Source organism: Photobacterium sp. OFAV2-7 (assembly GCF_022347985.1).
In the GTDB taxonomy this organism is placed as follows: Bacteria; Pseudomonadota; Gammaproteobacteria; order Enterobacterales; family Vibrionaceae; genus Photobacterium.
In genome coordinates this window covers 1-22,659 of the sequence record NZ_JAKRFQ010000018.1, presented here as the reverse complement: position 1 = coordinate 22,659, position 22,659 = coordinate 1, and the positions used below count along the sequence as shown (strand labels likewise).

Below are 22,659 nucleotides of genomic sequence, written 5' to 3'. Positions count from 1 at the left end.
CGCCGAGGATGACAAAAATCGAGCAGACAACCGCAGCAGTTGAAAAACGGACCATTCGGCTACCCACCGCCGTTCCGAAGACATTCGCGGCATCATTGGCTCCCAGGGCCCAGCCAAGAAAAAGGCCGCTTGTGAGAAAGATGAGTAAAATAGGTTCCATCGTCCCTCCTTCCTACAAAGAGCGTTTGATTGCATATATTGCCAACGAGTCGGCTATGTCTTCAGCGTGGTTGGCCACCATGTCGATGCGTTCAATGAAATATCGGATGTGTATTTTTTCTGCCAGTTCCAAATCAGAAGAGAAGACCTTTTTCTTCATTGCAGTGCTTAACTTGTCTGCCTCACTCTCGACAAAAATTACATTATGGACATGATCTCGAACTTGGTTTTGATCACGCATGAATGCGCGACAAGCATTTATTAAGTGGTCGGCACTACTCGCGACAGTACTCTGTAATGAGAGAATATCGTCATGATAAACATATGGTATATGGGGTGTTTCATTGATCAGATTAAATGCACAAGCCTGCTGCAAGTTAATTAAAACATCAACGTCCTCAATCAATTTCAGTAAATCACTACGTAAATCCGGAACTAAGGTTTTTTCATACAAAATACTTTCAATATCGCGACGCAAGCCGTCTGCAGTAAGCTCGATATGATTCAGCTGATCAAATCTTTCTTTGAGCTGGAGTTCAATATCCTCACTAGGGGTGAGTGAATTTTTCAGATACAGTTTAAGGATATGCGCAAATACCGTCGTTGAATCGCCAAGCAGGTCATAAAATGCATCAATATTGTTCTTAAGCCGTTGGGTGTTCGTCATAAAGTTAATTAGGTTTTTTTTCATTATCCCTCCCTCACCTTTCTTATACGAAAGACGATTATTGAGTTCAGAGTTTTATGAACTGGTTGCGGTTAAGAATGGCCGGACGGGATGCCCGGCCTAACATAGACAGGTGAGGTTAGAATAGACCGGGAGTAATACCGATCCACTGCAGCCAGGTTTGACCAGCAACCAACATTAATATCCAGGTAAATACACTTGACCAGAAACCATATTTCCATGTTTCGCCCATAGTGTATTTGTTTGTACCGTAAAGCAGTGCTGCTGGTTTTGAGTTGAATGGGAAAGTCCAACAGACGTTAATACACAGGGCAACAGGCAGGGCAAGAGATAGAATGTCATAATGCATAGCTTCCGCTATACCGATAACAATAGGGATAAAGAGCACCGTTCTCATCGTCTTACTCTGAAAGATCCAGTGAGAAGCAATGAAAATACCGGTAAGCAGGGCGTACAAAGTAAAGTAGCTCATGCTTTCCATACCTAGTGATTCCATCAGGTTGCTGACCGCAATTTCCATGATTTTGGTTTGCTTGAGTCCCGCACCAATAGCGTATGCGCCAGCAGAGAAAATCATAAGGTGCCAAGGTAGGTCTACATCGTTCCAGTTGATCAGCTTAGTTTGAGGAGCAAGCATTATGATACAGCCAATCAGTGCAATCATAGTGGGGTGAATGCCATGAAGCTTATCTGTTGCCCAGAATGCTAAGACGGTCAAGAAGATGATGGCTGCTTTGATCTCATCACCGCTCACTCCGCCCAATTTATCTAATGCCTTCTTAATGGAGTCCATCCCCCCTTCTAACTTTGGCTGCTTGTCTTCTTCGGTGAGTGGGAAGATAAATTTCACACCAATGATGTAAGTAAAGATGCCAAGTGCGATAGTGATAGGAAGCCCAGCCAGCAACCAATCGAAGTAGTACAGTGACGCGCCAGCTCCTACGATCATACTAGCCGCAACAAGGTTGGCGCCAGATCCAGTTAAGAAGGCATTACATCCCGCATTGATCATCAAAAGGTTATGCAAAATGAGGTTACGAGCAAAGTTGTTAGACTTATCTCCAGTGGCACCGTAAACCGCAGAAACCACCATAAAAATTGGCATCAATAACGCCGCTTTGGCGGCAGTAGCATTGATAAATGCGCTGAGGATCAGGTTTACAGCAATAAAGCTCAGGAAAATAGAACCGGCATTCTTGCCAAATTTAACAACAAATAGCAGCGCAACCCGTTCAGCCAGCTGAGTTTTAACCAAAGCAGAAGCAAGAATAAACGCAGCAATATTTAGCCAGATAATTTGATGCCCAAGCACAGCCAGAGCTGCCTTTTGGGGCACAATTTCCAGCATGATAATACTTACAATGAGTGCAATCGAGGTGAGGTAGTTAGGAATGGACTCAGTAATCCACAACACAATACAAGCAACAAAAAGCCCGAGCATATATTGAGCTTTTTGATCTAATGATTCGAAATTAAGTACTACGCTGAAGAGCATGAAGGCAACTAATGCCAATGGTAGCCCCCATGTTTTCAGTAACAGCCCTGTTTTTGTTGGCGGCCGTTCTACGACTTTTCCCATTTTGTACTGGGACATATCCAATGGGTCATGAACTGTTTTTTTGAGGCTATCAGAAGATGCTTTTGGGTCGGTATCGGCAATCCCAGGAACCCAGTCATTGACTTTTTCCATGGCGCTTTCCTTTTTGTCATGTTTTTTATAATCAGACTCAAGTCTTAATCTACCTTTTAGCGTTGAACTAATATTGATTTAAATCAACTCACGCACCAACTAGACCGAACCAAAAATGACATATGTGCATTAACTCACGATTAACAACTCTTTCTTTATTTTTCCAAAAAGCCACAATAAACACATAAAATTCTGTTTTATAAGAAATTAACAACTCACCAAAACAAGCCGCGCAGCTATCACAAAAACACACAGTGTCAGATTAAGTCGGGTTTTATGAGAATGATCACTTTATTTTAATGACTCTGTCGTTAACCTGAAATTAAGTTCTGCACGATAAGCTAATTTACGGAGAGCACTTATGAGCGACAAACTAGTGATTGGTGAAGTATCCAAACCTCGTTTCGAGTTTCGAACTTTTGGCCAACACTTTGAAGAAGCGGCAAAGAGAATGGCTAGACTGTCTAATCCTGTGCCAGAAAAAGTATGGGAGAGAAAAAGCTCTGAAATTTACATCATGTCGCGTACCAATGATGTTAATAACACCAAAATACGTGATGGAAAAATGGACATAAAAACATATGTTCAAACCGTCGATGGCCTAGAGCAGTGGAATCCGCTAATGAAAGGCGAGTTTCCTATCTTAGCCGCAAGCCTGGAAAAAGAAGTCTTTCCTGCATTTAAAGTGGAAATGCCTGAATTAGAAAAAGAGAGCTACACGCTTGAAGAGTTCTTGGCGATGGTTAATGAACACCCAGACTTACAGGCGGTACGCGTGGACAAACATCGTTTTGGTTACATGGTGAATGAAACAATTTGCGAAGTAGGCAATGTACTCATTAATGGCGCTAAGATTGTCACGATTAACTCTGAATCGACCGAAGTTGAGGACATAAAGAAGACACTCGCTGATGTGAAACTAGATGGCATTGAAAATATCAATTATTTGCAAGCCATCAAACGAGTTATCGGTATGATTGATAAACCTCTGGCCAACTAGGAGTAGCTCATGCAAGAAATTGAACGTAAGTTTTTAATTGAAGGTACAAGTTTCAAACAAGAAGCCGTAAAAGAAACCCGAATTATTCAAGGTTACTTAAACTCAGTGCCGGAACGTACCGTAAGAGTGCGAGTTAAGGGTGACAAAGGATTCATTACGATTAAAGGTATAGGTAATGAAAGTGGTGCATCCCGTTTTGAGTGGGAACGTGAAATCCCGACTGAAGAAGCTCAAGAACTACTAAAACTTTGTGAGCCAGGCGTGATTGATAAAACTCGTTATCTGGTGCCATACCACAAACACACTTTTGAGGTGGATGAATTCTATGGCGACAACCAAGGCTTAATTGTTGCTGAGGTAGAACTGTCGAGTGAAGATGAGCAATTTGAAAAACCTTCCTGGTTGGCTGAAGAAGTGACTGGCCAGGTGAAATACTACAACTCAATGCTGATGAAAACACCTTACAGTACTTGGGTACTTGAATCTGCTTAATTGCAGCTCCTCAAAAGAAGTGACTTTTTGCTCGGCGGTAAATAGTTGCTTCTTTTTCTAGTAACTCTTATCCAACTATTCAGGCCTATGGTTAGCATTGAAACCCTCGACAAAAACCTCATCGAATTAAAACTCGCGTTGCCTAAGAGCGTTGAAAACATACAATTGGACTGCTATCTATTTATCCCTAAAATCCTTGACCTAAACGAATACACATACCCTTCCGAGCTCTTCTATCGCCACCTTCACAATGAGCAATATCTTTATACTGACGGGATCAGCCTAAACAATGAGGCTCTGCATTTAAAAGTGCAGCAATACGGCCAACAGACATACAAGAGCCATCGACACTACCGACGAAGTATTTGCCATATAGGGGATAAAGTAATACGGGCTATGATCGCAGACGTTGATCATGTCCTCAACCAACAGCCAAACATAAAAAGCCTGGATCTGCTTATCACGTTACTCGATAACTTAGACAAGATATGTGAAGGATTTCGTGCACAGCAGCCCGCGAAAGAAAGCCTGATGCATCACTTTCGATATGTTGATGAATATATCAACTGGACAGCGCAGCAAACTTTACTCAGGTTGATGAATCGTCGAAAACAACTCTCAAAAGAAGGAGTCGCTCGCATTACAGCCTGGATTCGTAAAGCAGAAGTATACTCTGTCGAGCAGAATTATCGCTTACGCTCGCTGCAAGCTCCGGATCAGAAACAGACCCATCGCTTGTATTTACTCAAGGATTATCTCAGCCGCTACCGTTTGCTAGATAGTAAAAGGCGTCGAAAGGGTGTGTTAATCGAGCAAGGTGTATTCAGTGTGGCGGCATTTATGTCGATGGCAATAGCAACCATTATTGCATTTGTTACTCAGCAAGCCTTTGGCAACTTTAGCACACCATTTTTCTTCGCTCTGACGTTTTCTTATATCTTAAAAGATCGATTTAAAGAACTCAGTCGTAACTATATATTCAGAAGAATAATGGCACGCCAGTGCCAATTTGAATATGACATCACCGATCCGCTTGATCACAAACCATTAGTAACGATGAAAGATGGCTGTTGCTTCATCTCTCAGAGTGAATTACCAGAAAGCGTTAAAAATATCATCCACCGTGCTCGGAGAGTCAACCGCAATCGGCGAGAAGATGTACTTCACTACAAAAAGCATTACAACCTAAACAACAAAAAAATAGAGCATCAATACCACGGTATCAAAGATAAAATAGTGATAAACATTCATAAAATGTTAAGAAATATTCCTAAAGAATCACTTACAGTCTATTCCTTAACTTCAGAAACAAGTACTAAAGAACAAATAGATAAAAATCAGATTATCTATATGGTGATAAGCATCGATGACAAACATCATAAAGTGCTGACATTATGGGTTAACAGCAAAGGAATTTCTTCTCACTCAATTTCAGATTATGCAACCTATAAATCCATCAACAGTACATATGAGGAAAGTGCGAATGCCTGATGTTATGTACTGAAACCCACTAGGGGCGATGACCAATATGGTATGTCCCCCGACAAATTCCAGATCTTCAACAAACAGAGGTCGCGGTATTTGGCTAACAACCAGAGATTCCAAAAGCTTCAGTTAAGTGGAGGGCTTGGATCCGTTGTTTTTCCATCGAAGCTCTCCCGATTCAAATAGCTGTTGGCCTAGCTGACGAATATGCTTGGCCCCTTCGGCCAACGCCGCCTGATTGGTGTGTATCTGTCCATAATGCTGAATTACGTTATGAGGCCACGGTTCGGTCATCGCCACGACAAACTCAGTATCTTCACGGGCTTCCACAACAAGTTCCTTGCCGGACTCCTCAAGCAATGCCAATCGCTCGGCATCAACCTCACGACCGGCAATCACAAGCTGACCCGAGCGCGGATAGACGAATCCACGTACCTGCCGCGCCGCAGGTGTCAAATTCCATGTATCCCCCCGACGAAGACTGACATCCAGATAAGTCACATTGTGAGAAATCATCTGGGCAGCTTTCACCCCGCCATATTCGCCAAGCAACACACGAGTATTGCCGCTTCTCGGAATATCATTCGGCTGTAAGTTGAAGTACTCCGTTTCAGCAACCTCTTCACCTGGTGGAAGCAGCAACCACAGCTGCATAATGCCAAAGGGAGAGCTGGCGCTGCGCGGATAGTAACCTTCCTTGTGCCAGATCCCCCTGCCCGACGCCATCCACTGCAAACCAGAGTCATTAATAACTCCGCTATTCCCAGAGGAGTCTTGATGATGCAAATCGGCGCCATATGGAAAGGTAATCGTTGCTACACCCGAATGAGGGTGCCAGTCAATGACCAAGGGAGAACTCTCTCTCACCTCCCCGGCATCGAATAATGCAAAGGGTGCAAAATCATGTCGGTTCCTGCCGGTGATATAGGCCGGGTTGTGGGCTGTCCTATCAATAATTTCTCGAACTAATCTCATGCCATTTTTCCTGTACTAGCATCAACGCCATTACGTTGCTTTGATTTCAAAAACAAAACAAAGCCCAGAGTCAATAAACCGCATATCGCCATCGTCACGTTCATCGGCATGGTATCAACACTCGAACTCATGCTGATCACGGCGCTGGCTAAAGCACCAAGGCCAAACTGCAATACACCATTAATTCCCGATACCAACCCGGCATTTTCACCCGCATTGGCCAATGCGCCAGCAATGGCATTAGCCGATGTTAGCCCCAGACAACCGACGTACATCACTACACCGACAACAACAAAAACCAAAGACAACTCAAGCCAAGCCACCAGCAGCAAATACACTGCGACAGCCCCCAGCATTATTCCACCGGCAATCAGCTTGCGTGTCGGATTTATATGGTTAAGCAAACGGGCATTAACAATATTCATACTCACCATAGCTATGGCATTGAGCGCTACCAGCCAGCTATATTGCTGCGGACTTAACCCAAAAAACTCGATATAAACAAATGGCGAACCAGAAATGAAAGCAAACAAGCCAGCGAACGAAGCAGCCCCAGCAAGGATATAAGACAAGATGACAGGCTCGCTTAGCGTTTGCTTGTAACCTTTGATGAGAGATCCGATCTTCAGTGGTTTGAGCGCATTCTTTGCAACAACACCTTTGATTGCAAATGCTTCTTTCATCACAAACATAATCATCAAAGTAATGGCCGCGTAGGCAGCTAATCCGAAGAAAATCCACTGCCAGCCCAGATAAGCCAAGATCTGGCTACCAATCATTGGCGCAACCATTGGTGCGACCACTACGACTGCCATAATGTATGAGATCACCTGACTGCTCTGCTTCACACCGTACTTTTGCTGGATCAAAGCGAACACCACGACAGTCGCTCCACCAGAGAATGCCTGAACCATCCGCCAGAGATACAGAAGTTCCGGACTATCACTCATGCCAATCAAGACACTAGCAAGGGTAAAAACCACCAGCCCTGCCTGCATCAATTTGATCTTATCGAGACTGTCGGCCAGTGCCCCCAATATCAATTGGCCAATCGCGAAGCCGAAAAGATACACGGCAACAGAAGCCTCCATCGCATCGATTTTCGTCCCGAAATAGGTCGCCATATCCGGTAGCGCAGGCAGGTACATATCGATAGCAAACGGCGACAAAGAAAAAATCATCGCCATCAGGCAAACAAATAACCAAAACTCACGGCCAGCAGCGGTATCACTTTGGGCCTCTTTGCCCTGCTGAAGGTCAACCTTCAAGGTACTAGCCTTCAAGGTTTTAGCTTCCAGACGGCTCATGCGAATTGCTCTTCAAAGTAAATAGTCATCGTTGTCTTCCTTTGTCTCTTTTTCATTGGCTGTGTCTATACGTTATGAAGAGAATAGATTGAGAACAAAATTTGATAAATAAGCTGACTGTGGATGCATTATTTCCATTTGACGCTTAATGACTGCTACTATCAAAACAATCAGGCTAAGCCTCACACATTGTCAGACGGCATCGCGCAGAAATATAACTAAGGAGAAAGATGACTTTTAACGGAAAATTGCTCGATGGAATGGTTATCTTTACCGAAGTGATCAAAACCGGCAGCTTTACCAATGCGGCGTTAAGCAGCGGTCACTCAACCTCATACATCAGCAAGGAAATCAACAAGCTTGAAGCGCGACTCGGCGTACGCCTGCTACACCGGACGACACGTTCTATCAGCCTGACAACGGAAGGAGAGCTGTATTACCAGCAATGCCAGCAGATCATCGGCGATGCAGAAGAGTTAGAAAATGCCGTTAGTGGCCGCCAGAGTGAGCCCAAGGGGGAGTTACGGATCAGTTGCCCACTCAGTTTCGGTCTGTCACATATACGGCCAATCTTGTCGACCTTTCTTAAACGATACCCGTTAATTGATGTTGAGCTTGATTTGAACGACCGCAAGGTCGATGTCGTGGCCGATGGGTTTGATGTCGTGCTCCGCGCATCCGGTCAGCTTGAAGACTCCAGCCTGATCTGTCAGAAAGTCATGAGCTCATATGGCGTTACGCTGGCCTCACCCGAATACCTGCAACAACACGGAACGCCCGAGCACCCCGATGATCTCGCCCATCATCGGACTATCTGCTACCGGCTTGCAAAGCAGCCCAATGTCTGGGGCTATCTCTCCGAAGATAATCAACCAATTCAGGTGCAAGTCAACAGCCGAGTGATTACCAGCAGCCCAGAAATGGAACTATCATTGTGCCTCGACGGCCAGGGGATCACCCGGCTGCCAAAGTTTATTCTGACCGACGAAATCGAAACCGGAAAATTAGTTCCCCTGTTCACCGATCTGCCACCGATTGCGGTGGATATTTATCTGGTCTACCCAAGCCGGAAATATATGTCATCCAAGGTCAAATGCTTCATTGATTTTGTAAAGGAAGAGCTTAGTCGCTCTTGATTTCATTGGAACACAAACAAGTTAGACTAAGACTCTAACTTGTTGTGAATGGATTAAGAAAAGTACTTAGAGCCTTAGCTATGTGTTGGTGAAAAGAACAATGAGTTCACCTCAGGATTCATCCTTAAGTATGCTCGATGGGTCTAAGTTTACTCTGGAGTTCTGATTGCAACTCTTTTAATACGTTGAACTCCTGATCTGTCGAGCAACGAACAATGGGAACCCAGTGATCGCCACTTTCATCTGTTGCACGGAACTCCGCCCGAAGCTCGTATTTTTTCATTGTCAAAAATGCCAAGACAAAGCTAATAGAAAAGACATAAATGCCAAAAGACGGTACAAATGCCCACGTAGCAGCAGAGAGTACTAAAGACAATGAAACAATATTGACCAGATTGTCCTTCAAACTTAACGTCCTGAGTTCGACCTTGTTAATTTTCCGCAAACGATAACAGTCTTTCCTAACCACTAATTCAGTAGCCGTTACTTTAAAATCATCCGACGCATAGGGATTACGAAATATAACCCCATACAGTTTTTCTTGTATATTCAATTTACATCCCCTCAAATTAACCATTGTATTAATGAAACACAATCGAACTAAAATTTTATTTCCATCATTTCTATTTTGTAACTTTGTAATTCAATTCAAGATTTCTGAATATTTAGTATTTCTCTTAATTGGTGAGCATATTCTCTTAATCGCCTGGCATTATCACCATACTTTGGATGTCCACAAACATCATCGCCATAACAAATATCGGGACTTGAATACACGGGTAACCGAGCATAGTTTTTCGGGTTTATGCTCATAATCGTACGCCGTTGACCACAGTTATACCCTCCTGCATAACCGTAGGCTGTGTCTGTACTTGCCTCTGCTGTTATTAACTCCTCTAAACGCACCGTAAGTTTATTAGCCCATGGTATATTGTGTTTGGCATTGGCCAAATGTCCGAGTTCATGCTCTAACACGAAGCTATTGGCGCGAATACTTAATATCAGAAAATTTGGATAATTATAAACATTAGTCACTCCATGTAATTTTTCAGGAAGCTTATTTACAACCAATGCATAATAACGATTTGGGTGAGCATGAATATCTTTGATAATGGATGGGTCTACCTTTTGAAGTAATTCATTATGATAAAGTCTGACAACACTTTTTTTGACTGATTTAAACCTCATATCAACTTGGTACAAACGACCAAGTTGTCTACGCATCGGTATACATGAATTTTCAAGAATTTTATTGGCTGTATTAATTGCACGGTTAATACGCTTTGTGACTGTACGTTCCCCATAAGCTAACCAAATCGATTCATCGATAAAAAAATCAATTGTTGTCTCAACGTTTTCTTCCAGTTGGCACGAAGGAAGCTTCAGTTCTTTCACATCGGCATTATCAACATTTTCGTATTGATAGAAAATCGGCATCAATGTAAGCAAAAACAAGGTAAAAACCATGACCATAAATGGACTAATTTTTAGTAGTACAGATTTACTTCCCCGCATGATGACCTCATTTGCTCCATAATCTAGATCTTGTTCGGTTCTTGATGATCTTCTGCTAGACACCTTCAAACCGAGAACAACTAATAGAATCGTTTCAATAAATCATATGCATAATAATGCCATGTTTAGCAAATAAATATGTGACCAACTGCGCACTTGTCGAACAAGCACATAGAGTATTGCGCTAGAACAAAAGACAGCAAATAGAATCGTTTCTCTTCAAAACACATTGGGAACAATGCAATTACGCTTTAATCTGAATTGAGTAGTAATGAGTGTCTTCTTGTTGTTACCGTTAAGTATTCAAGCTGAAAAACTCAGCCGGCACTTTCAAGGTACATGTCTAAACCAGCGGAGTATGACTAAAAGCATCCTTAATAAAACCCTTAAACGCTTTGGCTTTTGGTGACAATGGGCCACCGGAGTAAACCAAATAGAGATTTCCTGCCTGACTGGACTCCCAGTTACTCAAAACTGGAACAAGCTGGCCGTTATCAACGTAGGCTTTTTGCACCGAGGGAGGCATCAAGGCAATCCCCCCTCCAGCCAATGCCGTATCGACCAGAACGCTCACTCATCCGACAGAAATGATCAGCAGCATTTAGTGCTTTTGTTATCTAACTAATCTAGGCGCTCAGGCCTGCCCATATCGCCAAGCGAGTAATCACAAACCCCGCTCGGGAAGGTTTGTTTGAGATCGTCAACCTTGGCAGACAAATTCAGATCGCCATACATGCCTTTCTCAATGGCCGCTTCAACAGAGATGGTATGGCACTTAAAGATGCTTCCCTGCCAGGGCGCGCCTGCTTGTATACGGCTATTGGTATAAATGGGCATAAGCTTAGTACAGGCCCCGTCAGGGTAATAGTTCCAGTTTCCGTTAAAGACTCCCTTGCCAGAGGCAATGACACTGCCGTCTTCGGCAAAACAAGTGTCCTTAGCCTGAGCAGGTTTGGCCATTCGTACTCGTTGCTGGTAGGTAAATTGATCTGGCAGTTGATTTAAGGCCATCAGCCATTTATCCATCACTTCGTAGACCTGTTCTATTGGATCGTGCTCCTTATCGGAAATCCATATCACATGGTTATTCGCCTGCTTTTGCGCATTAAGGATCCGCAGCCGACTGACAAACGAAGCCGATGTATGGTGCATATTCAGATCGTCTTCAAGGTAATGACGACTATCAATAATGGGTAAATCAATACGGCCAATAAATACCTGTCCGTACTCATAGGCCTTGTTAATGGCAGCTATTGAGGCCGAGTGTCGCTTTGCCGACACCTTGTCGACATTGGTTATATTGTGCTCGCCCCACAACGATAGCCAAACAGCAGGAAGTATTCCGCTGGCCCCCATAATACGTTCTGCTTCCATTTCATGAAAAGGCTTCCATGAACCCACCTTGCGGTTCAAATCAATAAACTCTTCAAAGGTAATCTGCCCATTCCGCAACGCCTGCAACCCATATTGCACCCCGACATTATCCCAAGTCGACAAACCGAAGCCATATTCATCATGGCCATAGATATGCACCATATCCTGCCAGTAGCTCCAGCTCACCTGCTCAGCAACTGATTCATGAAAATAGGGTTTGATAAAGCCTTGCTTCGGATTGTTAAGGTAGCTGCTCAGCCCGAAATACCCATTGATGCACTCGCTATTACCCTGCGGAAATTCTGGCCTTTGCCAACGCAGCAACTGATTTAACGGCTGCAGCCAAGCGGCCTTTTGTTTGGCACCATTGATGGCTCGCAGGCCTTCTACATACTGCCTTTTATGCCAATCCTCCCAGCTTTCTCTATCACTGGCCTGAAAGCTGAAATAGTTATTAAGCAGATCGCAATCCAAGGCATAGGTAGCAACGCTCACCATGTCCGGGTACGAGTACAAAGGCAGTAAACCGTCCAATATACCCTGGCTATTTTGACCGATCAGGTACTGTGCCAGGCCGCCGCCCGAGCCCCCGATACCAACGGTATACAAGGGGTCGCCAAACAAGCTGACGAACTGCCTCTTCACCCTACTTGCCGTATCTTCAGCCAGCAACATGTTGTAGCCGTAACTGGTTTTATTACCGCTAGAAGCGATGACTGCATAGCCCTTTTCTAATTGGGAGAGATGTTTATCAAGTAATTTAGACACCTTCACCCGGCCTTGCCGGTAACCTATGCCAGAGCCGCCATCAAAACGATAAATCAGCTTTTGATTCCACGCATTGGCGCTGGTTTGGCTACCGATTTCATCAACATGAATAGGCATCAGAATAGTGTAGATGTAGCGGTTGATAGTGCCCTGCTCCACCCGAATGAGAAGCTCATTCTCCTCTGGCGGTGACTGTTCTAACTCAAGTGCCGTTTTGCTGTGAAACTCATGCTTGTTGTCGACCTCATTAGCGACAATGACATATGAAAGCCGCGTTTCTATCGCACAATCTTTAGAGTAGCCAATAATCTCTGAGTCATTTTCTTTATCGTGAACGGGAACGCCTAACCCGATTTGATTATCAATAAGGGGCTGACCCAGGCCTGAATCGACTGTCATGCAATAAAAGGGATATTGATTGGGACCTGAATACAGGGACTTTACAGGGCCAACGCTTCCCACATTGATGGGAAAAGGAAAAACCTCTTCAGGTCGCTGGGTATCACGGATGTGATGCTCAACCTGCAGCAGATAGTTTGCTTCAGGAATTGCGATCGCCTTGACTTGTCTAACAGACACACTGTCCTTACTCGCCAGATAATCAATGATGATAAAGATAAGTAAGACGCCAACCAACACAAACAGTTTCTTTGTCATAACAGCGTTTCATTCTCTGTATCCTATCTACGAGTTTAGCTGTACCACATCTTTCTGTTGACTCATCTACAAATGAAAGGGGCTGGCATAGGTATACGTACGGCTTACTCTTACTTCGCTCGCGCTATTTGCAACCACCGGAATGATTAGGCATATATATCGTTGTTATAATGGTTAAGCGCAAAATTACCTTCAGTAAGGAATTGCTTAGGGGTTAAGCCAGTAAAATGCTTACAGTCCTTAATAAAATGAGGCTGGTCGTAATAGCCATGGTCTAAAACAATTGCAGTGTACTGCTGATGGTATCCACTTAACAGCGTCCTTAGGGTTGATTGAAAACGCGATGTTCTTTCAAAGTATTTGGCATCGACGCCGGTATAAGCCTTGAATTTACGCTGGAATGTTCGCTCGCTGATATTCAAGCTTCGCTTTATTTCAGCAATAACATCAGGACTGTTTTGGTAATAGACTTTATCTATTGCCCACCCTAATTCAGATGTGCTGGCACATTCAGGTCTAACAAGCTGCATTAACCAATGCTCCAATAACGCTATCGCCCCAAGAGTCGAGTCTGACTCGATGACCCTCGACAATAATCCCTTTGGCATTAATTGACTGACCTCTACAACTTGATCAGCAATAGTGGGCAAAGGGATACCAAACAACTGAAAGAAAGCTGCAGACCGAAAACGGATAGACAATAGTTTGGTCGCCCCCATCGCCTTCATCTTATAAGCAGATTTACGCGGACATATCACTAGCCCATCTCCAAATTTAAGCTGAGCTGAATTCGGAGATTCAATTACCAGTGGCGCGCCGAGATTAAGCATTATCTCGACCCCAGTACCCGGCAATATATCTGGTATCATCAAGGGAGTGTTTTGCTCCCACACCCAATACTGCGTTATATATCCGCCAAGCGGTGAACTTGGTCTAATTAGTTGTGTTTGCATAGAACGACTTTAACACACCGCTCCTAGTGCTAATAGAAACGGTTATTCGCAATCAAGATGAAAACAACTCATCACCGCTGACAAAATCTAGGCAAGGATGTTTATCAAAGCGAACAACCCCAACGTGCAAGCGAGCACCGGCAGTCTTCACGACTTCAGCGACACCCTGATGGCCAAAGCCACCACAGAGCTCTACAGCCTTAACTCCTTCTTCAACCAAAGAATCAATCAGTTCACAAGCTTCTTTATAACCGGATACTGCAATATTCTTTACATGTACTTCCTTGGTACGAACCCACGAATAGTCGACTGACGGGTTTGCTTCCGGTGCAACAAAAATGAACGCGGCTTTGAATACATTTGACATATTTTGGCTTCCTGTAGTTGTTGATGACAGCCATCGTACAGGCAGTTAAAAACCGGGTATTGTAGAAATACGCCAACAGTTACTTACACATCCACTTAGTTATCACTACGGTTACTCGCTAGTTAATACACTCTTATAACGAAGGTAGTACGTCATTTCCTCCCTACTCACAAGCCGTGCTTTCATGTTCAAACTGCTCCTGAGTCGGATTATTACCGTTTTGCAAAAAGTGATGAGTCGAGTACAGCAGCTGAGACAGGGATCGCATCGACTGCTCTAGCGAATTAACCTTGGTATGAAATTGAATTTCAACCTGATCGTGTAATCTTCTCGACTCGTAAAACTCAACTGTGAAGGAACTAACTAACGCGGCAACAATACCAATCATCCAAATATAAATAGATGATTTATGAACAAACGAAAACTTCAATGTATCCTAACTCAGACAGTGATATGCAGAATTACCGATAATATAGATAAATATACCCTGCGCAAATGATAAGTGTTATCAATATTCTATACTGTTATCTAAGTGGAACTTTTTTATAAAGTGCCAACAGGTTAGTAATCGACAGGCTATCGCATCAAGCCTAGATTGATCTTCTGAGCCCTTGACAGCAATCATGACTGAAAGTTACCGCAACAATTGCTGTCCAGATACAAACAGGCACACTTTATGGCCGATCATCATCTCCGCATTCCCACTGAAGAAGAACTCCAAAAGCTGCCTGCAAACGGGGGCGGCTATTGGAATCGACTCGTCTTCCAACAAAGCCCCTATTTACTGCAACATGCAGCCAATCCGGTTGACTGGTATCCATGGGGCGACGAGGCCTTTGACAAAGCCAAATCTCAGAATAAACCGATTTTCCTCTCAATCGGCTATGCCACCTGCCATTGGTGCCATGTCATGGCGCGTGAGTCATTTGAAGATGAAGAGGTAGCGGCACTGCTTAATCGCGATTTTGTTGCCATCAAGGTCGACAGAGAAGAGCGCCCGGATATCGACCAGATCCATATGGCCGCCTGCCAGTCAATCACCGGTAGGGGGGGCTGGCCGCTGAACTGCTTGCTGACACCAGAGGGACACGTCTTCTATGCAACGACTTACCTTGCCAAACATGGTCGTTATGGCCAACTCGGCATGATGGAACTATTACCCAATGTTATCCATGCCTGGCGCAACCAAAACGAAGTGCTGCTCAATGGTGCCACCCAGCTAAACAATCAACTGCAAGCCTTGAGCGGGCAAACCACACCTACAGGCAAGCTAGCAGACGACACCGCCCATCAGGCTTTTGAGCAATTGAAAGATAGCTTTGATGACGTCTACGGTGGCTTTGGCAACGCTCCCAAGTTCCCGACTCCGCACCAGTACCTATTTTTGTTGCGCTATTGGCACCGCCACGGGAATTCACAGGCGCTGGAGATGGTTCGACAGTCGCTGCAGGCTATGCGCCTAGGCGGCCTGTACGATCATGTTGGTTTCGGCTTCCACCGATACAGTACCGACAATCACTGGCTATTGCCTCACTTCGAGAAAATGCTTTATGACCAGGCGATACTCCTGATGATCTACAGCGAAGCCTACGCAGCTACCGGCGACGGCTTGTTTAAACAAACTGCCAGAGAAGTTATCAAATACCTAGGGTCACGAATGCAACACCCTGACGGTGGCTTCTACAGTGCTGAAGATGCCGATAGCGAAGGCGTAGAGGGTAAGTTCTATGTCTGGCACTATGAAGACTTAAAGAAAGCCTTAAGCCGCCATGAGCTAGACTGGCTTTCCCGGCATTTCAACATCGCCGTCAAGGGCAACTATACCGATGAAGCTAGCGGGCTGTTAACCGGAGCCAATATTCTCCACCTAAGCCAGATGCCACACCGACTGGCAGGCAAGGCCAAGGGATCGCTTAACCATTGGAGATGCCAGTGGCAGGTGATCCGCCACAAATTATTTCACCACCGCGAGAAACGGGTTCATCCACTTCTCGACGATAAAGTCTTAACCGACTGGAATGGCTTAACGATTGCCGCACTCGCACGGAGCTCATTGCTACTGGACGAGAGAGAGTGCCTGCCAATGGCAGAGAAGGCCTTCGACTTTGTTCAGCAACACCTAACCGATGAAAACGGACACCTCATTAAGCGATTTCGTAATGGCAAAGCAGGATTGCCAGCCCATCTCGACGACTACGCCAATATGACCTGGGCGGCTCTGGAGCTATACCAGGCCAGCCTGGAAATTAAGTATCTTCAGCATGCGCTGCGGTTAACTGAGATCGCCTTGGGCAAATTCTGGGATAGCCAGAACGGCGGCTTCTTCTTCACCGAAGCCAATACTGAGCTCGCTGTACGAACCAAAGACGTCTATGACGGAGCTGTCCCCTCAGGCAATGCCGTCATGGCTCGTAATATTGCACACCTCTATCAGCTAACAGGGCAAAGCCGTTGGCAGGCACACCTAGATAGCCTAGCAACGGCATTCTCAGCTCAAATCAACCGTTATCCTTCTGGCTACACGCTATTTCTGGCCGCGTTGGATTTAGGATATAGCCCTGGACAGCATCTCATACTATCAGGTTCCGATGTCTCAACCGATAGTATCAAACCTCTAAGAGGGCACTATTTACCTAACACCGTATGGTTGGCAATACATGACCAAAACAGAGCCGCCATAAACAAGCTGGCTCCCTTTACAAGAGGATTTAGCAACAAAGAGCTCACCCTTTACCTCTGCCAGCAATTTGCCTGTGAGCTTCCTGTTTCTGGGGACGACAGCGTTCAGAGCAGACTGAAAAAGCTGGCTGCAGGCAATCGTGTTTCCGAACCTGCAAAATGAAACCTAAAACTACATCAGCGCGGCAAAGTCCTGCTGTGCAATCATCCAGCGGCCAGGAACCGCAATCATCCGATCCTCTCGCCACGGTACTTGCCTACCACGAGCGTACCAAACATCATTTTCACCGTTACGCCGAAGGACCTGACGGCTTAGACTGGGCCAGCCAGCCCCACCCATTCCGGCGTTTCCCTGGCGCGCCTGAAACACAGCTTCTGTTGCCCGACAGCGATATTACTCCTGATTACGATGCTTTCTTCAACGGACAAGCAGTTAACAGCCAGCCTTTCAGCCAGCAATCCCTTTCCCGTTTTTTCTACTATTCACTGGCGCTTTCGGCCTGGAAAAGCTGTTTCGGCAACCGCTGGTCACTGCGAGTCAACCCGTCGAGCGGTAACTTACACCCTACAGAATGCTACCTGCTCACCGATGCCGTCCCAGAGGTTTCTCCACTCCCCGGGATCTACCATTACTATCCTCTGCGCCACCAGTTGGAGTGCCGACTAGAGCTTCAAGAATCAGACTGGAAACACCTCACAGCTGGCTTAACTAACGGCTCATCTGCTACCGAAGCCTTGCCGGAAGGCAGTTTTCTCATTGCCCTGTCCTCCATTCACTGGCGGGAGTCATGGAAATACGGCGAGCGAGCCTTTCGCTACTGCCAGCACGACTGCGGCCATGCATTGGCCGCAACGACCATTGCCGCAGGTTTAATGGGCTGGCAGCTCACGGTTATTGAGGGAATTTCGGATGCCGATCTCGCCAACTTGCTGGGTATTGATCGCAACGACGATTTTCCCAGCCAGCAAGAACGAGAAGCCCCCGATCTGCTTGCTGTTGTTTCACCTATCGGAACATCCATTAACATCGACTGGCGACCTACCTCTGAAGCACTCAATACGTTGACGGCAAGAAAATGGCTAGGTAAGGCCAATCCGCTCAGTAACAGTCACAAACTCTGGCCATGGATAGATAAAGCGGCCGCAGCCTGCGAAAAACCGACAACGGAGAGTCACATAAGTGAGCACTTGCAATCTTTTAATCCAAGAAAAGTAAAGACCATCAGCGACTCCGATTCATCTTTATCACACTCTGGTTCAAGCACAGCACGCAGTACCGGAGCAATCATCCGACAGCGTCGCAGCGCACTGGATATGGATGGCGAAACCCGTATTGATAAAACGACATTCTACCGGATCCTCGGTCGTACCTTACCCGAACTAAACGCCAGCCTGTTTTCGGCGACAAGCTGGCCCGCACGGGTTCATCTCGGCCTGTTTGTTCACCGTATCGACGGGCTACAACCCGGCTTGTATCTGCTGCTAAGGGATCCGGCCAAAGCCGAACAACTGAAAACACTGATGAACGAAACCTTCATCTGGCAAAGGCCGCCAGGCTGTCCTGAAAGCCTATCGCTTTACTGCCTGTTTCCAGCAGATGCCCAAGAGGCGGCCAAGCTCTTAAGTTGCCATCAGGAGATCGCCAGCGGCGGGGTATTCAGTTGTGCCATGCTGACAGAGTTTGAACAACCTCTGAGACAACTCGGGACATGGTGGTATCGAAGGTTATTCTGGGAAACAGGAATCATTGGCCAGATGCTGTATCTGGAAGCCGAGGCCAAAGGCATTCGCGCCACTGGCATCGGCTGTTATTTCGATGATCCCGTCCATGAGGTCTTTGGGATAAAAGACAGGAGCTATCAGAGCCTCTATCACTTTACTATGGGTGGTCCGGTTGAAGACACACGCCTGGAAACGCTCTCCGCCTATCACTTCATGACGGAGAATAAAGAATAGGCCTTCTATTGATAGAAAGGCAGCATGACATTACTCGACAACATTGATCATCCACGACACCCCAAAACGATCTGCTACCATGCCAAACCCCGGTGACCAGAACGTCTTGACCAGCGGCATCTGAACCTCGCCGCCTTGAGACAAGGCCTCAAAATACTGTTTGGCCTGAGCCACATCACTGACTCCAATCGACAGAGATATCCCCTCAAAGTTCAGCGGCCCTTCGCATCGCCCGTCAGAAGCCATTATCGTCGACTCACCAATCTTTACAGTTGCATGCATGACTTTGTCTTCTGTTCCTGCCGGCTGGCACTCATGCGGCTCCGGGCTATCTTTAAAGCGCATCAGCATTGTCACCTCTGCGCCCAACGCATCACGATAGAAATCAAGCGCTTCTTCACAACGCCCGTTAAAACATAAATAGGGTTCAACGTGCATAATGTCTCCTTATCCATGGCCTTAGTAATTACTAGAAAGTGTAGCCAAGAAAGTCATTCCAAAAGCCATACCGAAAGCCATACAACAGACCTTGCCAAAAGCCATGCAGTAACCCGGCGATCAGCAGTTTTTACACCGCTTACTTTTCGCCTGAAAATCCATGATATTACCGTGCTGATCAATCGAAAGCTCACAACATTCTCTAAACAGCATATTCATCTTATCGCGGCTTTTTTGTACCCGTGACTTGAGCGTCGAATACTTCATGCCGTTTTTCTCGGCATACTCTTTCTGGGACTGACCATGAATATCAATAGACGTCAGCATTTCTGCCTCATCATCCGGCAGGGCCTGTATAAATGGCAGTACACACTTCGACAATTGTTGATGAACCGTCACATTCCCTTCCGTGTACCACAGTTCATCTTCGGTAAGTTCTTTCCCCTTTGCCCTTTTGCGGTAAAAATCGATGATCGAGTTATTGGCCACCTGAAAAAGCCAGGACTTAATCTTCTTCGTCTCCTTCACTTCACCGAGGTTGTGATGGGTCTTGATCAGGATTTCTTGCAGAAGGTCATCGACATCATCAGGATTGGAAACATTGGAGTGCAAAAATGCCTTCAAGCTCGCTCGGTACTCGTTCCAAATCGCATCCAGGTTCATTTTTCTCTCTCTTGCTGTGTCTGGGTTTGGGTTTGGGCCTGAAATCTGAAGATTCCCCCCCGACATGAACTGTCTTAAGCATGTATCAGTTCATCGATTAAAACCACTGCCCGTTTAGCATTAATAAACACAAAAAGGTTATGAACCTGATGATTCATAACCTTTAACTAACTAGTGCTGCAAACTGAATTAAAACTGCCTCTACCTCTTTGATCCTAAATACGTTTTTGGTGACAGGTAAAAGTTGCTAAAAACAGCTTCGAAATCTTCCGATACTGACTTCTCGACAATATCCAGTGTCATGATTTGACTCTGCCATGCTTTAATCTTCGGCCAACGATCAAACAAGTCAACTCCAGTATACTTCTCAACCAAGGCAGCACGGTGCAGCAGAGGCAACCAGGCAATATCCACAGAACTCAGCTCATTCCCGAGGAAGTATTTAGTTTGACCAAGCACACTTTCAACCTTGTTCAGTGACTTGGCAAACACGCCAAATGCACTCTCGAAATCCTGTTCAGTATCACTCCTCATGGCGCTGCACTGAGGGACATAATTCTTAGAGCCATATAATGCCCAAGCTTGACTCAGCGCCAGCTCCTCGTCAGAAGAAACACTTTCCATTCCCGGGTAAGTTCTGCTGATGTAAGCAACAATTGCATCAGCATCAAACAATACGGCTCCAGACTCTGTAATTAGGATAGGCGCTTTTCCATTCGGGGATACATCGAACAAACAGTTATTAAAATCGGCGTACTCAACCTGATATGGCACTTTTTTCGCTTCCAGCATAGCTGCCACATACTGAAAAAACGGGCAAATTTTAAAACTAATGACTTTAAGCATCTTCTACCTTTGTACCAGATGAATGCCTCATATCAAGGCACTCTAGATTTATACATTTCTCTTATTGCTTTCTCACTGCGACAACTCATCCGCAGCAGTTGCTTGATGCGCAGACACTGCTTTGCTGGATATCGTTACCGGTTCCCAGGTAGGTATCGGATAGGTAGAAATCAGTAAATAGTTCTTCAAAATCTGCCGATACCGTTTTGTCAGCAAGACCCGTTTCCAGTAGGGCCGACTGCCAAGCCTGAGTTTTTGGCAAACCGCACAGGAAGTCAAAGTCAGTATGCTTCTTGATAATGGCTGCGCGATGCAATAATGGCAGCCAGGCCAGGTCAACATTGCTAAGCGCATCTGATTTGAAATACTTTGTCTCACCTGACAGATGCGCTTCAACTTTGGCGAACGCCTTGGTGAACCTCTCGACGCGCTCTTCGAATGTCGCCTTATCTTTGCTGCTCATCGTTCCGCACTGAACAAGGTAGTTTTTCGAACCCAGGTAGCTCCAGGCACGATCAAGCGCTCGCTGCTCATTGGTCACACCCGCTTCGATAGGACCAAACTCATCTTCGATATACTCAATAATGGCATCTGATTCAAAAAGCGCTGTGCCCGACTCAGTCACCATAACTGGCACCTGACCGTTCGGTGCCAAATCCAGGAACCACTGTGGCTTGTCTTTCAGGCTGATGTATTCGATCTCGTATGGAATTTGTTTGGCTTCCAATGCTGCAGTAACACGCTGGACAAACGGACAGATTTTGAAACTAATTACTTTGATCATCTTGAATTCTAACTCTCGTCTTGTGTTAAGTACCTATAAGACGAGCGGCCGACAAAAAAGACGAAAAAAAGTAATAATTTTTAATGCATGGATTCAATAGCCGCAGCCATGTCGTAAAAAGCGGCTAAAACAAATCATTTGAACCCGGCATTATTGAATAGGAAAGGTTATTTTCATACTTAATCCTCCCAGAGGGGAATCCATGGCCACTATGCTGCCTTGGTGAGCTTCGACGATTTGTTTGCATAATGATAGCCCAAGCCCTGAGCCTCCTTGGCTTCGGGTACGGGATTTCTCTACCCGGTAGAATCGTTCAAACAGCTTACTCTGTACATCCAAAGCGACACCCGGAGCTGAGTCCTGAATTTGAAGTTCAAGCTGTTTATTGCTGATAAGAGCCTGTATGTTTATTTCACCACCAGCGTAGGTGTAGCGGCAAGAGTTCTCCAGCAGGTTGGTAAATAACTGTTTGAGCCTGTCCTTATCTGCCAGCATAAGACACTGCAAGTGCTCCAAACCAGCATAATTGCACTTTAATAAATGTTGTTTAAACTTGGGCTGAAAGTTATCCACCTCTTTTTTAAGTAACTCAATGGGGTTAAGGCTACTTTTTTTATAAGTCAACGCACCAGCATCTGAGCTTGATAACTGATAAAGATCATCCGCTATGTGGCTAAGGTTATCGATCTCGTCAATTAACAATTTAATTCTCTTTTCATCCGCTTTG

The 22,659-nt window shown here is 45.4% G+C and carries 21 protein-coding genes; 6 read left to right on the top strand and 15 right to left on the bottom strand.

Annotation, left to right across the window (positions count from 1 at the left end):
- Positions 1 to 172 precede the first annotated feature (172 nt).
- Complete coding sequence (locus tag MHN01_RS03430) at positions 173 to 850, bottom strand: DUF47 domain-containing protein (RefSeq protein ID WP_239410048.1); 678 nt, start codon at positions 848 to 850, stop codon at positions 173 to 175.
- 115 nt (positions 851 to 965) lie between these two features.
- The gene (locus MHN01_RS03425; RefSeq protein ID WP_239410047.1) at positions 966 to 2,537 is read right to left on the bottom strand and encodes a DASS family sodium-coupled anion symporter; all 1,572 of its coding nucleotides are present in this window, start codon (positions 2,535 to 2,537) and stop codon (positions 966 to 968) included.
- Positions 2,538 to 2,898: 361 nt separating this feature from the next.
- On the opposite strand from MHN01_RS03425, the gene MHN01_RS03420 reads away from it, so the two are divergent.
- The 3 genes from MHN01_RS03420 (at position 2,899) to MHN01_RS03410 (ending at position 5,520) form a co-directional block, all read left to right on the top strand.
- A complete protein-coding gene (locus tag MHN01_RS03420) occupies positions 2,899 to 3,537 on the top strand; it encodes a hypothetical protein (RefSeq protein WP_239410046.1) in 639 nt (212 codons plus the stop codon).
- A gap of 9 nt (positions 3,538 to 3,546) precedes the next feature.
- Positions 3,547 to 4,029, top strand: a complete 483-nt coding sequence (locus tag MHN01_RS03415) for a CYTH domain-containing protein (protein ID WP_239410045.1) — start codon at positions 3,547 to 3,549, stop codon at positions 4,027 to 4,029.
- A gap of 87 nt (positions 4,030 to 4,116) precedes the next feature.
- Positions 4,117 to 5,520: a hypothetical protein gene (locus tag MHN01_RS03410; RefSeq protein ID WP_239410044.1), complete on the top strand. Its 1,404-nt coding sequence runs from the start codon at positions 4,117 to 4,119 to the stop codon at positions 5,518 to 5,520.
- 123 nt (positions 5,521 to 5,643) lie between these two features.
- Here MHN01_RS03410 and MHN01_RS03405 read toward each other — a convergent pair whose 3' ends face one another.
- Complete coding sequence (locus MHN01_RS03405) at positions 5,644 to 6,489, bottom strand: pirin family protein (protein ID WP_239410043.1); 846 nt, start codon at positions 6,487 to 6,489, stop codon at positions 5,644 to 5,646.
- Positions 6,486 to 7,796 (bottom strand): multidrug effflux MFS transporter, encoded by a 1,311-nt coding sequence (locus MHN01_RS03400; protein ID WP_239410042.1) that lies wholly within the window; start codon positions 7,794 to 7,796, stop codon positions 6,486 to 6,488. Before MHN01_RS03400 ends, MHN01_RS03405 begins: the two co-directional genes overlap by 4 nt.
- Positions 7,797 to 8,026: 230 nt before the next feature.
- On the opposite strand from MHN01_RS03400, the gene MHN01_RS03395 reads away from it, so the two are divergent.
- Positions 8,027 to 8,932 carry a LysR family transcriptional regulator gene (locus tag MHN01_RS03395; RefSeq protein ID WP_239410041.1) on the top strand — a complete coding sequence of 302 codons (906 nt, stop codon included), beginning with the start codon at positions 8,027 to 8,029 and terminating at the stop codon, positions 8,930 to 8,932.
- Positions 8,933 to 9,056: 124 nt separating this feature from the next.
- Here MHN01_RS03395 and MHN01_RS03390 read toward each other — a convergent pair whose 3' ends face one another.
- From MHN01_RS03390 to MHN01_RS03365, 6 genes are all read right to left on the bottom strand, one after another.
- Positions 9,057 to 9,485 carry a hypothetical protein gene (locus MHN01_RS03390; RefSeq protein WP_239410040.1) on the bottom strand — a complete coding sequence of 143 codons (429 nt, stop codon included), beginning with the start codon at positions 9,483 to 9,485 and terminating at the stop codon, positions 9,057 to 9,059.
- Positions 9,486 to 9,580: 95 nt separating this feature from the next.
- The gene (locus MHN01_RS03385; RefSeq protein WP_239410039.1) at positions 9,581 to 10,447 is read right to left on the bottom strand and encodes a hypothetical protein; all 867 of its coding nucleotides are present in this window, start codon (positions 10,445 to 10,447) and stop codon (positions 9,581 to 9,583) included.
- Positions 10,448 to 10,790: 343 nt separating this feature from the next.
- Positions 10,791 to 11,021, bottom strand: a complete 231-nt coding sequence (locus tag MHN01_RS03380; RefSeq protein ID WP_239410038.1) for a LysR substrate-binding domain-containing protein — start codon at positions 11,019 to 11,021, stop codon at positions 10,791 to 10,793.
- Between the two features lie 47 nt (positions 11,022 to 11,068).
- Positions 11,069 to 13,246: a DUF6351 family protein gene (locus MHN01_RS03375; RefSeq protein ID WP_239410037.1), complete on the bottom strand. Its 2,178-nt coding sequence runs from the start codon at positions 13,244 to 13,246 to the stop codon at positions 11,069 to 11,071.
- Positions 13,247 to 13,392: 146 nt separating this feature from the next.
- Positions 13,393 to 14,199: a helix-turn-helix domain-containing protein gene (locus MHN01_RS03370; RefSeq protein ID WP_239410036.1), complete on the bottom strand. Its 807-nt coding sequence runs from the start codon at positions 14,197 to 14,199 to the stop codon at positions 13,393 to 13,395.
- A 52-nt stretch (positions 14,200 to 14,251) separates the two neighbouring features.
- Positions 14,252 to 14,566 (bottom strand): DUF6506 family protein, encoded by a 315-nt coding sequence (locus MHN01_RS03365; RefSeq protein WP_239410035.1) that lies wholly within the window; start codon positions 14,564 to 14,566, stop codon positions 14,252 to 14,254.
- Positions 14,567 to 15,242: 676 nt separating this feature from the next.
- Here MHN01_RS03365 and MHN01_RS03360 point away from each other — a divergent pair.
- On the top strand, positions 15,243 to 17,408 hold the full coding sequence (locus tag MHN01_RS03360; RefSeq protein ID WP_239410034.1) for a thioredoxin domain-containing protein: 2,166 nt from the start codon (positions 15,243 to 15,245) through the stop codon (positions 17,406 to 17,408).
- Complete coding sequence (locus MHN01_RS03355) at positions 17,405 to 19,201, top strand: SagB/ThcOx family dehydrogenase (protein ID WP_239410033.1); 1,797 nt, start codon at positions 17,405 to 17,407, stop codon at positions 19,199 to 19,201. The genes MHN01_RS03360 and MHN01_RS03355 overlap by 4 nt, the downstream gene beginning before the upstream one ends.
- A gap of 30 nt (positions 19,202 to 19,231) precedes the next feature.
- Here the strand turns inward: MHN01_RS03355 and MHN01_RS03350 are convergent, their stop codons facing one another.
- From MHN01_RS03350 to MHN01_RS03330, 5 genes are all read right to left on the bottom strand, one after another.
- A complete protein-coding gene (locus tag MHN01_RS03350; protein ID WP_239410032.1) occupies positions 19,232 to 19,639 on the bottom strand; it encodes a VOC family protein in 408 nt (135 codons plus the stop codon).
- Positions 19,640 to 19,759: 120 nt separating this feature from the next.
- On the bottom strand, positions 19,760 to 20,302 hold the full coding sequence (gene sigZ / locus MHN01_RS03345) for an RNA polymerase sigma factor SigZ (RefSeq protein WP_239410031.1): 543 nt from the start codon (positions 20,300 to 20,302) through the stop codon (positions 19,760 to 19,762).
- A gap of 201 nt (positions 20,303 to 20,503) precedes the next feature.
- Complete coding sequence (locus MHN01_RS03340) at positions 20,504 to 21,148, bottom strand: glutathione S-transferase family protein (RefSeq protein WP_239410030.1); 645 nt, start codon at positions 21,146 to 21,148, stop codon at positions 20,504 to 20,506.
- 85 nt (positions 21,149 to 21,233) lie between these two features.
- Positions 21,234 to 21,932 (bottom strand): glutathione S-transferase family protein, encoded by a 699-nt coding sequence (locus MHN01_RS03335; protein ID WP_239410029.1) that lies wholly within the window; start codon positions 21,930 to 21,932, stop codon positions 21,234 to 21,236.
- A 150-nt stretch (positions 21,933 to 22,082) separates the two neighbouring features.
- Positions 22,083 to 22,659: ATP-binding protein (locus tag MHN01_RS03330; RefSeq protein WP_239410028.1), on the bottom strand; the 577-nt coding region annotated here is incomplete at its 5' end.

Bases quoted from the DNA above. Each gene is read 5' to 3' on its own strand.
- MHN01_RS03395 (WP_239410041.1), top strand. From the start codon at position 8,027: ATGACTTTTAACGGAAAATTGCTCGATGGAATGGTTATCTTTACCGAA.
- sigZ (WP_239410031.1), bottom strand. From the start codon at position 20,302: ATGAACCTGGATGCGATTTGGAACGAGTACCGAGCGAGCTTGAAGGCA.
- MHN01_RS03400 (WP_239410042.1), bottom strand. From the start codon at position 7,796: ATGAGCCGTCTGGAAGCTAAAACCTTGAAGGCTAGTACCTTGAAGGTT.
- MHN01_RS03385 (WP_239410039.1), bottom strand. From the start codon at position 10,447: ATGCGGGGAAGTAAATCTGTACTACTAAAAATTAGTCCATTTATGGTC.
- MHN01_RS03420 (WP_239410046.1), top strand. From the start codon at position 2,899: ATGAGCGACAAACTAGTGATTGGTGAAGTATCCAAACCTCGTTTCGAG.
- MHN01_RS03370 (WP_239410036.1), bottom strand. From the start codon at position 14,199: ATGCAAACACAACTAATTAGACCAAGTTCACCGCTTGGCGGATATATA.
- MHN01_RS03430 (WP_239410048.1), bottom strand. From the start codon at position 850: ATGAAAAAAAACCTAATTAACTTTATGACGAACACCCAACGGCTTAAG.
- MHN01_RS03375 (WP_239410037.1), bottom strand. From the start codon at position 13,246: ATGACAAAGAAACTGTTTGTGTTGGTTGGCGTCTTACTTATCTTTATC.
- MHN01_RS03365 (WP_239410035.1), bottom strand. From the start codon at position 14,566: ATGTCAAATGTATTCAAAGCCGCGTTCATTTTTGTTGCACCGGAAGCA.
- MHN01_RS03360 (WP_239410034.1), top strand. From the start codon at position 15,243: ATGGCCGATCATCATCTCCGCATTCCCACTGAAGAAGAACTCCAAAAG.
- MHN01_RS03350 (WP_239410032.1), bottom strand. From the start codon at position 19,639: ATGCACGTTGAACCCTATTTATGTTTTAACGGGCGTTGTGAAGAAGCG.
- MHN01_RS03340 (WP_239410030.1), bottom strand. From the start codon at position 21,148: ATGCTTAAAGTCATTAGTTTTAAAATTTGCCCGTTTTTTCAGTATGTG.
- MHN01_RS03335 (WP_239410029.1), bottom strand. From the start codon at position 21,932: ATGATCAAAGTAATTAGTTTCAAAATCTGTCCGTTTGTCCAGCGTGTT.
- MHN01_RS03425 (WP_239410047.1), bottom strand. From the start codon at position 2,537: ATGGAAAAAGTCAATGACTGGGTTCCTGGGATTGCCGATACCGACCCA.
- MHN01_RS03410 (WP_239410044.1), top strand. From the start codon at position 4,117: ATGGTTAGCATTGAAACCCTCGACAAAAACCTCATCGAATTAAAACTC.
- MHN01_RS03405 (WP_239410043.1), bottom strand. From the start codon at position 6,489: ATGAGATTAGTTCGAGAAATTATTGATAGGACAGCCCACAACCCGGCC.
- MHN01_RS03415 (WP_239410045.1), top strand. From the start codon at position 3,547: ATGCAAGAAATTGAACGTAAGTTTTTAATTGAAGGTACAAGTTTCAAA.
- MHN01_RS03355 (WP_239410033.1), top strand. From the start codon at position 17,405: ATGAAACCTAAAACTACATCAGCGCGGCAAAGTCCTGCTGTGCAATCA.